This window comes from Nostoc sp. (genome assembly GCF_036917575.1).
In the GTDB taxonomy this organism is placed as follows: domain Bacteria; phylum Cyanobacteriota; class Cyanobacteriia; order Cyanobacteriales; family Nostocaceae; genus Nostoc.
The window spans coordinates 71,968-85,606 of sequence record NZ_JBALDC010000028.1 but is presented as its reverse complement, the minus strand read 5'-3'; the positions used below and the strand labels follow the sequence as shown (position 1 = coordinate 85,606).

Below are 13,639 nucleotides of genomic sequence, written 5' to 3'. Positions count from 1 at the left end.
GGTCGGTGACTTGTGCCATATAGCAGATTTAATGAGGTGAATAAATCCGTTGTATGGCTTAATCACTCTTTGTGTAAATGTTCCACTTTTATGTAGAAGTGGTAGTGATTCTACTTTCCGTATATATTGATATGACTTGATTACAGAGATAATGAATATTTGAGAGTTTAAAAGTATACCTATTTAACCCTAGAGAGAGGTAAAACAGGAACTCGCACGAAATTTAATGCAGACGACATAAGTATCTGTACTGAATTTGCTCTAAAAATAATTTATACAATCTTTACAAGCGATCGCTTGTAAAGAGCGATCGCAGTGCCATCGGTTCTAGTGGTGTAATTTTAGTAGCCATCAGTGTCTTCGTTTCCACAGACTTCACAGCGCCAAGCATCTAAATAATTAGGGAAGCTTACATCATCTGTATATTCGTAGTCACCATCATAAAAAACTTGAGTAACTTTCTCCCGTCCAGCGTAAAAATTCCCCAAGTAGCGCATTTGCCCCGCCTGCACCTGGCTCAAAACACCAGCTTTAACCAAAAGATTGCAGACAGAACAAATTTCATCATACTTATTTGGTTTACCGCACCATTGCATAGACTTTGGTATACCACATTGATGAATCATGTTGCTTACATAACTAGCGCTTGCTCTGTGTAAAGCTTCCTTTGGCTCCAGTCCTTGCCTACGATATTTACAAATACAAGCTTCCCAACCAGAGAGATGATTGTGAAATCTTCTCATAACTGAAATATTGCGCTGCGTGTAGAGTTCTGTCACGCTCCTGTTTTGTTGCCAACCGTTAGGTAATGTCATTCCTTACACCTCCTCAAATTCGCCCATGTGAGAGGTGATGACGGTATTCTTGGCAGTTCTAAACATGAAGTGGGTCGTAGATGGGGGATTGGGCACACTCTTGAGAATGCAATCATTAACCCATTCATAGTCATCATCTCCGAGAATGCGTACCTTAAATTTGTAGGCTGGATTCTCAACTTTGGCAGTGAAAGACGTTTTTAATTGTTCTTGCCACCCTAGAATCACTCTGGTTTCTTCTGCAAACCTTGGAAGAGTCTTTCTATCAATATTTGCTTTGATGACCTTAGTCAAAGTTTGACCGTCTGGAGTTTCAAATTTCAGCCAGATTTCACTCTGTCCCTCTCTTTGACCTTTTTTGATTTTGTGGAAAGGTTCGGCGCTCACTTCAACCTTGCCAAACTCTGAATCTAGCTTAAAGACAAAAGGGTTGCAGGGAAATTCTTTGTAATAGTCACATTTTTCTGGGCAGGTGACAGTAACACTGTCAATCTGCTCATCATCGGCGGATGAGGGGATAGGGAGATGATTGTGTTGTACATTATTTTTTTCAGAAAAGTTGGGTAAAGTAGGCGGATCAAGGCAGATCACAGGCGGATCACAATGCTCAAAAGTCCCTTTAAGCAAGGGTTCAGGTGTGATCTGCCTCTGTTGAGTGATAGGCGGATCACTTTGTAAGTTTTGGGAAAGTGATCCGGGTGATCCGCCTTGATCTGCCTTGTTACCCAAACTTTTTTGATTTTCTAGTTCAGTTTCGAGTTCTGAATTCTGAGAAAGTGATCCGGGTGATCTGCCTTGATCCGCCTTGTTACCCCAACTTTTTTTATTTTCTAGCGATGACTTCAGCCGCCAAGCCCAAGGGCGACTCTCACCAACTTTTTGTCTGTATTGCTCCCAGCCATTGGATCGGAGAATCGCTGAAACTCTTTTGGTGTAAAGCATCTCCTGTCTACCAAGTTCAATTCCTAAAGCTGTTCTCAAAATCTCAGAAGTGCTTGTCTCTCCCTGTTGTCGAGCGTAAGCCAATACCACGTCTGTCCAAGGATCGACAGATTGAAAATCTTTGCTAACTTCGTTATGAACTTTCGATTCGGCTGGTGATAGCCACCACTGATGTCCTTTTTCATAAAGGGCGTTAGCAGCTGCCCAGATTAAATCGCGCTCTCGGACTAACTGCTCAATGTCAATTGGGATGTCGTCAATTACCGGGATAATCCAAAATCGGCGGTTGCCCGTGGGGTCGTTGAGAAGTTCTGTTTCATTACTTGTTCCAACTAAGACGCAGGCGCGGGGATGCTCTTTTACCTCACGGGCGTATGGAGCGCGGAAGGCATCAACACTGGAGGACATGAATTTTTTGATGCTGCTGATGTCCTTTCTCTTATACATGTGTTCAATTTCTGGGATTTCTAAACCCCAAAACTGATGCAGTTTCATGAGTTCGTCTCTCTCGTTGGCATCGCTGAGTTCGTCGGTGAACCATTCACGCCCAAAAAGCTCACGCCAAAAGCTGGATTTGTTTATACCTTGTTCTCCTACTAGGATTAAAGCGGTATCAACTTTACACCCAGGACGACGGGCCCGAGCTACGGCTGATATCAACATCTTTTTGAGGTAGATGTTATGAAGTGGGTCGTTAGTACCAAAGTATTTCGTTGCTAGAGTGTCAAGAATTGAAGGGTCAACCGTACTGTATCTAGCGGCTACTTCATCCAAATATTCCACTACTGGATGATAAATATTTTGAGATGCGATGGCTTCAACAATCATCTGACTATCTCCAATTTGTACATCCATGTCAAATACCCGTGCTATATCTAACCGCAATTGGTTTAAGTCTTTTTTTTGGTCGTCAAGTTCAATAAAGTTTTTGAGTAGGTTTAGCCGGAGATTATCGCCCCATCCATCTTTGATAATTTTGTATGCTTTGTATACTTTGGAGGAGCGTTCTTCGTCATCAAATTCTGTGTCGTTTTTACGTTGCTCATCTAAATCCTTTTTCCACTCCTCAACTGTGGGAGCCTCTTCTATTAATTGGTTAAAAGCCGATTTTCCCTTGGCAGCGATAAAATCATCCATACCCTTAAGTTCAATTGATGGTAGTTTTATAACCATGATTTTTGAACCTGTCGCGGCTAAATCTCTTGCCATGTTGATTAAAGATTGCTGCACAGGACGCTTATGTAATATATCAGCGTCAAAGCACAGATAGAAAGTTCTTCCAAAGCCTGCGAATGCTTCTATCCATGTATTAAGTCTGCCAAGCTTCCGACAAGTCGATACACCAGGGAGAGATATGGTTGGGAGGTTAATTGACAGTCCTGCACCTGCTTTTTTAGCTCCTTCAGTGATAATTATCGGAATTGATTTATCAGCAAGAACTTGTTCCCAGTAACCCTCAATTCCGATATCTAAAAATAAGGGAAAGGCGTCGTAACCAACAGCCCCTAAATACTTGTTTACTTTCCCGTCTTTACCTAATGGTGAGATGTCTGGTTTTACTTGTACGCCTTCTAAGGTACTTTCTCCAGTCAGTGGATTTACGCCTGAAACCATCCAGCAAGGTACTAAATGATCTGAGTGTTTCTGTCTGGATTTTGTATTGCGATTTAGTGCTTTATCGACTTCTCTAGAGTCATATAAAGTTCTGACATTTCGCTGTATTATTTTTGCAGATACACCACTTAGCTGCCAGTCTTCCCAGTGATGAGATGCAATTGTATCAACTGTTTGAGGAATAGATAAAGTCATTGTTCTACCCTCTTAAAAATGCTAGAGTTGTTTTCATAAATGATAAAAAATGAATTTTAACGAGCGACTTTTGTCGCTTTTTTTTTTGGCTTGACAACATGGTGATAAGCGTCTGCTAACTACTTTTTAAACCTTTTAAAAAGGGTCGATCGCAATTTCAAGACAGTTATCAATCCACCGATTAATCTCGCTAACGGTAGAAAGTAAATCAGCAGTTTCCCGCAGCGCTGCTAGCTCCTCGGTGAATCCGCCTGAAGCATCCCAGCAAGGGGCATTGATGTAATGCCGGCAGTATTCGGCTAAAAGAGCGATTTCGTTGGTGCTGAGGTACTGGGAACTAAAGTATTTAAAAACTACACGGGGTAATTCTTTTGATGTTTCGTCCTGCCAGTTCAGGGGCAAGCCCAGAGGTGGGCGGTAAATATTAGGTATTCTCTTCGGTTGGTAGATAGTTGCTTTGATTTCGTCGCTCATTAGTCATTAGTTATTGGGTATTAAAGACTGGGGAATCAGTAAGTTGCAGGTAAAGCAGAAAGTTATCTAGTTCGTCCTCATTTAGTAAAAGGCGCGATCGCACCCCGTAATACTTTTGCAAATGCTCTCGACCTTGGGCTTTTGTCCAGCCCAGACGTTGCATCTCGGCGTCTGTCTTGCTGATTAGGTTGTCGAAGTTTGGGTATGTTGGCTTCTCGGTCATTAGTCGTTGGGCGTTGGACATTGGGTATTAAATGTGCAAGCATTCTTCCCACTGGTAAGTTGCCTCCGAGGGGTTGCGCTCTACTAGCTTGTAAAGATGTCCTTTGCTGAAAATGAAGTTAGGGAATTCCAGAACGTCAGTTAATTCTGCTGTTTCGACTGTTTGCCCGGTGCTGATTTTTAGAATTACTTTCATGGTTGGTTATGTTGGTTTCTCGGTCGTTGGGAAAACTTAGGAAAGGCGGATGAAGTTGGTAGCTTGATCCGCCATGTTGTTAGCTGAAAGAGAAAATCGAAATGAGCGATAAATATGAGCTTGGCTACCCTGAGCAAGACAGGGCTGGCTTGAGTGATGAAGATGTTGTGTCTGCTTATGATGGACTTTGTTTCGGAACCCCCGAAATGATTAAATTCAAAGTCCTAGCATCTGCTATTGTTTCCTGGGCAAGAGGGACAAATAAGTTCGAGAGCAGAGAGTTGAAATGGATCACAGAAGAAGGGTTTAGTTGTGAGGTTTTGCGAGTTAAGGGCGGAGGCTGGATAAAAGGAAGGTTTCGATTTCGACTTGAGTTCATTCCTGATGAACCAGAAGCAACCCAACCAACAGATCCAAGTTCAGCACTAGCCGACCTCCGATCGCAACTCAATCCCGAATAATCACAGATGCGTCGCCTGCTAAGAAGTAGGCGACATATCCATGAATAAAGCCGTTCTGCCTGCGAATGGGTAGAACGGCTTTATTGTGTATGAACTACGTCTGCTAAGGTTTCAGGAATCTGTCTTAATCTTTCAAGGGTATCCTGTGCCTTTTTAGCTTGTTTTTGGTGGTAATAACATTGTTCTTGATGGTAAGCCAGCTGCTTTTCGTTTTCATCAATTAGCTGGCTGATGAGTTTCCCAGCAATTCCACCACCTGTCCATTCTCCTGCGGAAACGGTATCTGGTTCGTAGCTATTTTCTCGACTAGTTCCGATCTTGTCGTCCCTAAGTCTTCTGCCAAAAGCCGGAATAATTCCCATGCCTCTGGATTCACTTTTAATGTGACTAATTTGGTTACTCCCCTTTTGTTGGGGCGTCCTCTGCTTACCATTGGTTCTTTTTTCCATGCTTGACACCCTATTATTGCATATCCATAAATACGATATTGACTAGTATATACGAATATACTATTGTAGTAAGTATAATGTATATATGTAAATACGTTATTCGGACACTCCAAACCAGGTAGAGATAGCAGCCTGCCAGCACTGAGCAAATACCAAAGACCTGCTAGGGGATAAACGACAACCGACAACTGACAACTGCATTCACCCATAAGTTGTAGCGATCACAGGGTTAGCAGTACTTAGCTTCCATCCATGCTGAATGTATTAACGATAACTGTCTTCACCCATAAGTCGTAGCGATCGCGGGGTTAGCAGTGAAAAGAAAAAAGGCGACCACTACGCGCAAGCGATCGCCAAAAAAATCCTCAATCAAGCAGTAGACGAAATGACCAACAGTTTAACAGAGGCAAAACTAATTGACATCATCACCCGCATCGGCAACTTTGACCGCGCCCAGGCTGCCGGCTTAAATTGCCTAATCTTCCTGGCAGTGCGGGAAGAGACTACTGTTACCTACCAATACGAAGAAATCGGCTTTGACGACATCCCAAAGGAAATCGTTAGGCTTTGCGATCGCCTTGATGATGACGACCTGCTGGACTTGGCAGGACGAATCACCCTCGCCTTAATTATGGAGAAAAATGCCGCAGCGCTGTCCGAAGAAAACGCCTAACACGTTGCTGCATAAGGGGTGGGCGAATAAAAAGCTATCGCCTTAAAGCTGGCATAGAGTGACTATCGACCCACTATCGAGGCATACATCACCCACTTATGAGGTACACGTCACCTATTTACGAGGCAGACATTACCAACAATCGAGGCACACATCACCCACTATGACCGACCAACCGACCACGGATCGAGCCACTACTAACGGGAAGTCAGCCACACAAGCTGAACCTAAAGCCAGAAGGGCGAGAGAGTGGAAAGAGATGGCAGACGATCCACTTTCCGAAGGATTTGATTCTCACCAAGCTGAATACGTAGTAGGTAGAACTCAAGTAGGTTTTGAGACATTAAACCCCGGTCAACTGTTCTCTCGAACCAAAAGCGGCAAAAGCCTTTACGTAAAACTCAATGACGGACGGGCGGTTTGCCTTGATACCCGTCAACCTGTTGAAGTCAGCCCACAAAAGCGAAAGAACTGGCAAGTGTGGCTAGTAACCAATTTCAACTCAACCACTGCCAACAAAACCGACTATTAAGGAGATTTCCATGACTAACCAACCAGTCCCAAATTATTCAGATCCCGCTTATTGGGAATCGCAGGGAATCACAGCGATTGTCATCGACTCCGAAGACCAAGAAAGTGTCGATAAAGGCTTTGAAGAGATTGGGCAACAGATTCGACAAGCGGTATCGGAAATTCAACAAGCAGATGATGCCGATTTTTAAAGGCGATCGCCATCCGCACAGATTCGCGATCGCCGATGTCATGAGGCTACTAGTAGACCACACACTCAAAATTATATGACTCAAAAGCCAAGTCCTAAAAACGAAATTCACCATGTCGGCTTCCCAGAGGGGCAGCTACTAGGTAATGGTGCAACTGTGGAAGAGTGCGCCGAAATTTCAGCCGCCTATCTCCAAGGAAAACCGCTACCCACTAGTGATAACCCAGTTATCAACCGAATTAATGACCGCCTTCCCGAAACCAGTGGCTTTGGGCAGTACAGCGATTGGGGGCAGGAGTGAATCAAGCAATGAGCCTAATTTGCATCATGTCCGCTTTAATCATTGCGATCGCAGCACTGTGTAAACAGCAAAGCAATCGCCCTTTCTACCTCAAAATCGAGGTGCAGTATGGCAGATGAGCAAAAAATCGTCGTTGAAGTTCCGAGCAGCAGCGGTGACTATTCCCCAATCCCTAATCCCCAATTATCCAAATTAGAGGAATTCAAAAAAGGATGGAGAAACGCGATCGCGCTGCCAGACAATCTGCCAGACTTAGCTTATACCCTTGCCTTCAGTGTGGCGATTCCTGCTTTGTTAAGTAGCTGTTGGGTAAGTATACCCATACCTGGGTTTATCCGTCTGGGGGTGTTGTTCGTTTTAGCGATCGCCGGAAGTATCATTCTCTACTTACGGCAAGCTGTGCCAGAGGTGAAAGATGTTCTGCTATTGCGGGTTGGGTTAGTTGCTGTGGGGGTACTGCTAGGGATATGAGCAGTGATTTACACCCTTCCCAGCTACACCAGCACTTGCAGATGTACGCAATAGCCAAGTGGTCATTCTGGAGTAGTTTAGCTTTAGGTTGTGGCTTGTTGTTCCTGGGGGCAACTCAAAAACCAGAGTCTAAGCCGTGGATATTAGGGGCATCGGTTGGCGTTCTCCAGGTGGGTCGCAGACATCGCCAAACAGCCAAACTCCTTCTTGAATCACTTGGCGACATTGAGGGCGCATCACGGTTAAACTTCCAAGCCTGGGCGAAAGCCAACACACAACCGACAGCACAGCTAGCGCTTACGGTTGGTGCGATTGATGCCAACTGGCAACCAGAGAACTTAATCACCGATCCAGTTGAGTACATCCAAAAAAAGCAGAAACACGTTGCCCTAGTCGGTGGCACTGGTGACGGGAAATCGACCTTCACCCAGTACCTATCCTCCAAAATCGGCGGTAGAGTCGTTGTCTATGACAGCGATGCTAAACCCGATGATTGGTCATGGATTGATCAAGCTGATGTCATTGGGCGTAAAGGAAACTTCAAAGCCATCGACACCGCGATGGGTAAAGACTTAGAAATCCTTGAAGACCTAGTTCAGCTTAGGGGGGAAGGGGGAGATAACGCGATCGCTGGTCGTGAGAGATTTATGATCGCAGAGGAATTCCCCATTTTGGTGGACGAATGCGACAATTCCACTCCCTGGATAAAACGCCACGCCAAACGGGGCAGGCGATACCAACAGTTCATTTGTGCGCTGGCCCAAAACGACACCGCTGAGAATTTTGGGTTGCAAGGTGACAAAGACACCCTTTATAGCTGCTTTGTCTTAGTGCGTTTGGGGCAGTTCGGGCGCGATTACGCCAGGACTAAACTTAAAGATCCGCAACTAGAGCAATGGTTGAAAGCAGGCGGTAAAAAGCGCTTTCTTGTCGATGATTGCCCTTGCGAACTTGACCTTAGCAACTGGGGAGCGGGGAGCATGGTGCAGCCAGAAACCTCCGACGGGGGAAATGATGAGGTGCGATCGCAACCGTCAGCCATGAACGAGTATGAGCAATTTATCCTTGACTGGGGTCAACAGCATCCAGGAGAAGTTTTAAAAGCCAGAATACTTTCCCAAGCAACCACCTTATTCGATGGTATGCAGCCGGATGAGGTGCGGATCATCTTTGCTTCTATGGCTGACAGGGGATTGGGGGAAGTGGAAGGAAATGGCGCTCGCCTCGGCTGGAGGTGGTCAAAGTAATGTCTACAGTTTGCCTACAGTCCGTCTACAGGCTGTAGGCAACGCTTTTTTGACAAATTATCGATTAATTAAGCAGTGCTTGGGTGGAAGTGCGATCGCTCACCATTTCAATACAAATCACTCACAAGTCCGTCTACACCGTCTACAATTTTTTACTCCGAAAAATTCGACTGTAGACGGTGAAAAGTATTCCCAAAAAGAATTCTAGCGATTGTAGACAAAATTTTAAAAGCCCAAAAATTTGATTTTTTCAAAAAAAAAATGAGCGATGAACTTGTCGAATTAGATTTTTGTTGTCCAGAGTGCAATTGCAGTGAGTGGCGGCATGACAAAGATAACGGGGTTTATTCCTGTGCGCGTTGCGATTATGTTATGGCGTTCGATGAAGACGACCCAGATTTTGAGGAAGATGAAGAAGAGGATTATGAATATGATGGCGATACAGGACGAGCTTTTATTGATGGACGGTGGGTTGTAGTTTCTCGCCGAACTTGGGCAAGGTGGAAAGGAGAAAGCTACTAACTATGGAGAGTAATGATGACAAATGGATCAGCTTTGATCCACGGTCAAACAAACTCTTGCTACGGTTTCGGGTCAAAGGCTTTCCTAAGCAATTTCAAATATCTACGGGATTAAAAGACCTTAAGCGCAATCGCGATATTGTGCGTTTACGTCGGGATGCCATAGCAACCGATATTTCATTGGGGCGTTTTGACCCCACACTGGAGAGATACCAGTTTAGACCTAGTGCGATCGCAACTTCCGCAATTTCTCTTCCTTCAAAAGGCGAAGGCGACTTGGGGGAGTTGTGGGAGATGTTTACAGAATTTCAGTCTAGGCAGATAGAAGCAACTACAATCTACTCTACTTACAGAACAGTAGGCAGAACTATCGATCGGCTACCATCGCGCTCACTTTTAGACGCGCCAAAAATCAGAAATTGGTTGATGGAAAATACAAGCCAGTTTATGGCTTCAAAATATCTACTCCGATTTGACCAATGTTGTCGCTGGGCTTTAGAGGAAGGAATCATCAAAGCTAATCCGTTTGAAAGCCTCAAAAAAATTAAAAAAATCAAGAATAACACCGATGATTGTAGGGCTTTCACGATTGAACAGCGAGATACGATCATCGGAGCTTTTGAGTCTGACGACCGATGCAGTCATTACAGCAATCTTATAAAGTTTCTCTTTTGGACCGGTTGCCGACATGGTGAAGCCTTTGCCCTTACCTGGAAAGATGTTTCGGAAGATTGCTTGCGGATCAGTATCTCTAGATCAAAGAACCTTTTGGGGATAGAAAAAGGTACAAAGAACGGTAAAAACAGAATATTTCAGTGCAGCGCCGGAGCTAAGTTGCATGAGCTACTGCTATCGATGAAGCCAACAGCGTCAGACAATTCCCGTCTCTTCTCAACAAAAAGAGGCTGTCCTATGACTAGTTCGGCGTTGAGCCATGCCTGGAACCGAGATGGAACAAACCAGATCGGAGTAGTGAAGGAATTGTCCAATAAAGGGAAAATTCCCTACTTGAACCCTTACGCTACTAGACACACGTTTGCAACTTGGGCGATCGCGTCTGGTAACTCCCCTGACAGAGTAGCCTACTGGATCGGAGACGACGTGAATACAGTACTTCGCTATTACGTTCACCCAGAAGCTACCAAAGGCGAATGCCCAGATTTTTGATGATTTTTTCTGAATTAAAATAGAGCGGACGCGACTCATCCGCTACTCAAAAATATTGAAAAGCGCTCAAAACACGGGCTGTTAATGCCATCCTTGCATTTCCACTAATTCCATACACAACTCAATGCAATAATTACCTAGTAAGCATTTCAGGTAATTACCATCTTTTTTCTACTCATCCGCTACTCAATTAACCATCAGTCTTTCATTTTTAGTAGCTAGATTTTGCTAGATTTTTAATAACAGCTAGCCGCGATCGCACTACTCAATTACTACTCATTGTGAGCAATAGACTCTTAATCTATTGGTTGCGGGTTCAAATCCCTCGTCACCCATCACTTCCAGCCTCCACGATTTTCCTTTGACTAATTCTTGACTAAATCGAGTAAAGGCTATCCTCTGAAAGCCTCAATATGCAAGGGTAAAGACTACCAATACTTTGACTAATTTAAATAAAAACGCTTACTGTCCAGTGGAATGTCTAGCGCTGACAAAGCTGGCAACAGAAGCGCAGGAGTTAGCAGAATATAGGTTGTTGAATAATGTGTGAATCTCCAGATGAATAAAACCAATATAGAAATTTCGATAATCGCAGAAGACCCAAAACAATTTCTCTGGGAGATGATCGTTAATTTCTCAGAAACAATATGGTCAGCTAAATGGCGTTCTGGAGTTGAATTTATCCTATGGGAAAAGGTCAGGGAATGCTCTGATGACCTAACCTTAAGGGAAATTGCAGATTTAAATTTTTACGCTGGATTAGCGGGTGGTTGGTGGCTGTGGGACGACAATGAAAAATCTGAAGTCTTTATTGAATTAACTAAATGGCTGGAGATTTACAAAAAAAAGTGAATCCCAGCGTGAGTTATGAAGAAAGTTTTTTAGCGGCTGTCCATGCTTCTATGCAATTCCAAGCTTGATCATAAGAGTGATGCACGTGAGCGCATAACCCGTAAGGTCGATTATCCTCGCGTCTAACAGTTAATTGCCACTGGCCAGTTCTTTCCCCTTCAGAATCAATAATTTCCAAAACCTCAACTGTCTGCATGAAGTTCCTTTTGACGTGGTTGCTATTCGGCACGTATCGGGGAGAATGTCAATCCTCGCTAGTACCATGTTGATTACGAATCAAGTAAGATTTAATTTCAATTAGTAGTTCACGAAGATGGTCTAGCCTGCGTTCTAGTTCGTCAAATCCAGTAGCAATTCCTTGAGAAATTTGTATTTGATTGTTGCGAAGATGATTAAAATCGCGCTCCTCATTTAGTGCTTTTTCAGCAGCAGCTACTGCCTTTTGAGTTGATTGTTGCCTTTCAAACTTTTGCTTGTCGCTCCATCGAAAAAACCAACCGGACAGACCAAGAACCAATGAAAGTACAAAACCAGCAAAGCTTAAGTCAAATTTCATAATTAATTAATTAATTAGCGATGCTTGGATTTGTGAATAAACAGCAACAGAAATATTTGAAAAGTTAGAGAGTAATTCAGCCGTCGGAACAAATTTAATCATTCCTCCAGCTTCATTATTGATAGTCTGCCCTTCACTATCTACCCAATCAATTCGCCAAAATATTTCTAATACAAGCGTAGATAAATCACCATCTTGGACATCGCCTTGGATTCTCCAAATCCGTGGGATTTTTTTAATTTCGATTGTTTCAAATTCCATTTTATTACCAAGAAGAAAGAGCAGCACGTTGCCAAGTATTAGTAGCAATACATAAATAAACAAACGCGTTCGCCCATCTTATCTCTCCTACTGTGCCAGTATCATTAGCACTTGCTGGAGGAGCATTAAGGGTAGATAATTTGTATTGAGAAGCTCGAATTGAGCCATTTATTTGTGATTTATCTATGCCATTATCAGAAGTAGTACCAAGCAATAAATTACCGTTACTGCTCAATCGCATTTTGCTGGATAAACTTTGCTGAGTAGAGCCAGAACTAATAGAATTACCAGTTTGGAAATCAATATATCCTGGGGTTGCTGCACCCGTCCCAACCCCCGAAGCTAAAATTAAATTTGCAGCTGCCACATCAGTAGATCCAGAAATGTTAGCAGCCCGAATAGTACCACTGTTAATAACATTATCCTGTCCAACAATTACAGCAGGACTTGTGCCAGTTATCACCTGCAAACCAGCAGCGTTGGAAGTTCCATCAGAAACAGTAAACCGACTACTTACCATTCTGATACTGACTGTAGTTGAACTTCTTACAAAATTAATTAAACTCCCTGTTCCCGTTGTATTTAGAGTTAGATTTTTATCACTTCCGGTAGTAATATTTCCACCAATATATGCATCACCAATATTGCCAAATCCCCCCGCATTTACTAATGAGCCAGTAGTTGGAGAAGTAGCAGCCGTTGTGTTAGTGATGCTTTGCTTGGCTGTTAAAGTATTGTCACTTCCTAGTTTTGCAGCTTTTGTAAAAACCTCATCTATTGCGGCATTAGTATTAGTGGAACTTAAAGTACTAGCAGAACTAAAATTAATTTGGCTAGCATAAATACTAGGGGGAATAGTTAAAGGCATTAGGTCAACTCTCTAACTAAAGCTTTTCCATTAGCGGCATCCCAGATGCCACTAATTACACCAATGTAGCGGAAAGGTAATTCATAATATCCGCCTGGTGATATTTTGGCAACAAAAGCCGAAGTCGTAGTAGTTGCGCCAAATTCTATATACAAATTAGCGGTGCTATTATTCCAAATAGTTGCTCCGACTCTATTACTATTAGCCGCTAAAATTATATTGCTAGTAGTGGCAGCATCGACGCTGGTAGGAGTTGAAGTATTACTAGAAGGAGTAACAACTGTGACGCTTGCCGGATTATAAAGAGCCATTATTTAATACACTCAGTGAAAGTTAATTTACTCTTGTCAACAGAGATAGCTGAAACTTTACCAATGTAAAGATTAGATTGGTTGATTTCATAACTTCCTCTCGGTCTTAAAACAATTCCTTTCCCAATAGCTCCCTTGGATTTATCACCCAAAATCAAAGTGATATCAGAGGAAGAATTGTTTATAAAAGCTGCATACTGTCTGTTACTATTAGCATCTAAAACTGTATCACCGACATTTGCAGCTAAATCTTTATCTCCATGATTGCAGTTATCAAATTTAGCAACTTCACTGGCATTTGAAAAATTATTAATCATCTTTT

General features: G+C 43.1%; 23 protein-coding genes. 11 read left to right on the top strand and 12 right to left on the bottom strand.

Going from position 1 to position 13,639, the window contains the following annotated elements; all coding sequences use genetic code 11:
* Window positions 1–341: 341 nt before the first annotated feature.
* From V7K79_RS07110 to V7K79_RS07090, 5 genes are all read right to left on the bottom strand, one after another.
* Entirely contained in the window at window positions 342–815 is a 474-nt protein-coding gene (locus tag V7K79_RS07110; protein ID WP_335046039.1) for a hypothetical protein, read from the bottom strand.
* Window positions 816–818: 3 nt separating this feature from the next.
* On the bottom strand, window positions 819–3,566 hold the full coding sequence (locus V7K79_RS07105; RefSeq protein ID WP_335046037.1) for a VapE domain-containing protein: 2,748 nt from the start codon (window positions 3,564–3,566) through the stop codon (window positions 819–821).
* A gap of 135 nt (window positions 3,567–3,701) precedes the next feature.
* Entirely contained in the window at window positions 3,702–4,040 is a 339-nt protein-coding gene (locus V7K79_RS07100; protein ID WP_335046034.1) for a hypothetical protein, read from the bottom strand.
* A gap of 10 nt (window positions 4,041–4,050) precedes the next feature.
* The gene (locus V7K79_RS07095) at window positions 4,051–4,263 is read right to left on the bottom strand and encodes a hypothetical protein (RefSeq protein ID WP_335046032.1); all 213 of its coding nucleotides are present in this window, start codon (window positions 4,261–4,263) and stop codon (window positions 4,051–4,053) included.
* A gap of 27 nt (window positions 4,264–4,290) precedes the next feature.
* On the bottom strand, window positions 4,291–4,458 hold the full coding sequence (locus V7K79_RS07090; protein WP_335046030.1) for a hypothetical protein: 168 nt from the start codon (window positions 4,456–4,458) through the stop codon (window positions 4,291–4,293).
* 101 nt (window positions 4,459–4,559) lie between these two features.
* Between V7K79_RS07090 and V7K79_RS07085 the strand changes: the two genes are divergently transcribed.
* Window positions 4,560–4,919, top strand: a complete 360-nt coding sequence (locus V7K79_RS07085) for a KGK domain-containing protein (protein ID WP_335046028.1) — start codon at window positions 4,560–4,562, stop codon at window positions 4,917–4,919.
* Window positions 4,920–4,999: 80 nt separating this feature from the next.
* Here the strand turns inward: V7K79_RS07085 and V7K79_RS07080 are convergent, their stop codons facing one another.
* A complete protein-coding gene (locus V7K79_RS07080; RefSeq protein WP_335046026.1) occupies window positions 5,000–5,368 on the bottom strand; it encodes a hypothetical protein in 369 nt (122 codons plus the stop codon).
* Window positions 5,369–5,753: 385 nt separating this feature from the next.
* Between V7K79_RS07080 and V7K79_RS07075 the strand changes: the two genes are divergently transcribed.
* The 10 genes from V7K79_RS07075 to V7K79_RS07030 all read left to right on the top strand — a co-directional run bounded on the left by V7K79_RS07075 (window position 5,754) and on the right by V7K79_RS07030 (window position 11,321).
* Entirely contained in the window at window positions 5,754–6,041 is a 288-nt protein-coding gene (locus tag V7K79_RS07075) for a hypothetical protein (RefSeq protein ID WP_335046023.1), read from the top strand.
* Window positions 6,042–6,204: 163 nt separating this feature from the next.
* Entirely contained in the window at window positions 6,205–6,573 is a 369-nt protein-coding gene (locus tag V7K79_RS07070; RefSeq protein ID WP_335046020.1) for a hypothetical protein, read from the top strand.
* A gap of 10 nt (window positions 6,574–6,583) precedes the next feature.
* Window positions 6,584–6,763 (top strand): hypothetical protein, encoded by a 180-nt coding sequence (locus tag V7K79_RS07065; protein WP_335046018.1) that lies wholly within the window; start codon window positions 6,584–6,586, stop codon window positions 6,761–6,763.
* Window positions 6,764–6,838: 75 nt separating this feature from the next.
* Window positions 6,839–7,063 (top strand): hypothetical protein, encoded by a 225-nt coding sequence (locus V7K79_RS07060; RefSeq protein WP_335046016.1) that lies wholly within the window; start codon window positions 6,839–6,841, stop codon window positions 7,061–7,063.
* Between the two features lie 108 nt (window positions 7,064–7,171).
* Entirely contained in the window at window positions 7,172–7,534 is a 363-nt protein-coding gene (locus tag V7K79_RS07055; RefSeq protein WP_335046014.1) for a hypothetical protein, read from the top strand.
* On the top strand, window positions 7,531–8,781 hold the full coding sequence (locus V7K79_RS07050) for a hypothetical protein (RefSeq protein ID WP_335046012.1): 1,251 nt from the start codon (window positions 7,531–7,533) through the stop codon (window positions 8,779–8,781). Before V7K79_RS07055 ends, V7K79_RS07050 begins: the two co-directional genes overlap by 4 nt.
* Window positions 8,747–8,989, top strand: a complete 243-nt coding sequence (locus V7K79_RS07045; RefSeq protein ID WP_335046010.1) for a hypothetical protein — start codon at window positions 8,747–8,749, stop codon at window positions 8,987–8,989. The genes V7K79_RS07050 and V7K79_RS07045 overlap by 35 nt, the downstream gene beginning before the upstream one ends.
* 53 nt (window positions 8,990–9,042) lie before the next feature.
* Window positions 9,043–9,303 (top strand): hypothetical protein, encoded by a 261-nt coding sequence (locus V7K79_RS07040; protein ID WP_335046008.1) that lies wholly within the window; start codon window positions 9,043–9,045, stop codon window positions 9,301–9,303.
* Between the two features lie 2 nt (window positions 9,304–9,305).
* Window positions 9,306–10,469 (top strand): tyrosine-type recombinase/integrase, encoded by a 1,164-nt coding sequence (locus tag V7K79_RS07035; protein ID WP_335046006.1) that lies wholly within the window; start codon window positions 9,306–9,308, stop codon window positions 10,467–10,469.
* Window positions 10,470–11,027: 558 nt separating this feature from the next.
* Complete coding sequence (locus V7K79_RS07030; RefSeq protein ID WP_335046004.1) at window positions 11,028–11,321, top strand: hypothetical protein; 294 nt, start codon at window positions 11,028–11,030, stop codon at window positions 11,319–11,321.
* A gap of 13 nt (window positions 11,322–11,334) precedes the next feature.
* Here the strand turns inward: V7K79_RS07030 and V7K79_RS07025 are convergent, their stop codons facing one another.
* From V7K79_RS07025 to V7K79_RS07000, 6 genes are read right to left on the bottom strand one after another with little or no spacing between them, the layout of a single operon-like run.
* Window positions 11,335–11,517, bottom strand: coding sequence for a hypothetical protein (locus V7K79_RS07025; RefSeq protein WP_335046002.1), 183 nt, complete (start codon window positions 11,515–11,517; stop codon window positions 11,335–11,337).
* A 48-nt stretch (window positions 11,518–11,565) separates the two neighbouring features.
* Entirely contained in the window at window positions 11,566–11,877 is a 312-nt protein-coding gene (locus V7K79_RS07020) for a hypothetical protein (protein WP_335046001.1), read from the bottom strand.
* 6 nt (window positions 11,878–11,883) lie between these two features.
* Window positions 11,884–12,138, bottom strand: a complete 255-nt coding sequence (locus V7K79_RS07015; protein ID WP_335045999.1) for a hypothetical protein — start codon at window positions 12,136–12,138, stop codon at window positions 11,884–11,886.
* Between the two features lie 4 nt (window positions 12,139–12,142).
* Window positions 12,143–13,006 carry a hypothetical protein gene (locus V7K79_RS07010; RefSeq protein ID WP_335045997.1) on the bottom strand — a complete coding sequence of 288 codons (864 nt, stop codon included), beginning with the start codon at window positions 13,004–13,006 and terminating at the stop codon, window positions 12,143–12,145.
* Entirely contained in the window at window positions 13,006–13,317 is a 312-nt protein-coding gene (locus tag V7K79_RS07005) for a hypothetical protein (protein ID WP_335045994.1), read from the bottom strand. Before V7K79_RS07005 ends, V7K79_RS07010 begins: the two co-directional genes overlap by 1 nt.
* Entirely contained in the window at window positions 13,317–13,634 is a 318-nt protein-coding gene (locus V7K79_RS07000) for a hypothetical protein (protein ID WP_335045993.1), read from the bottom strand. The genes V7K79_RS07005 and V7K79_RS07000 overlap by 1 nt, the downstream gene beginning before the upstream one ends.
* Between the last annotated feature and the right edge of the window lie 5 nt (window positions 13,635–13,639).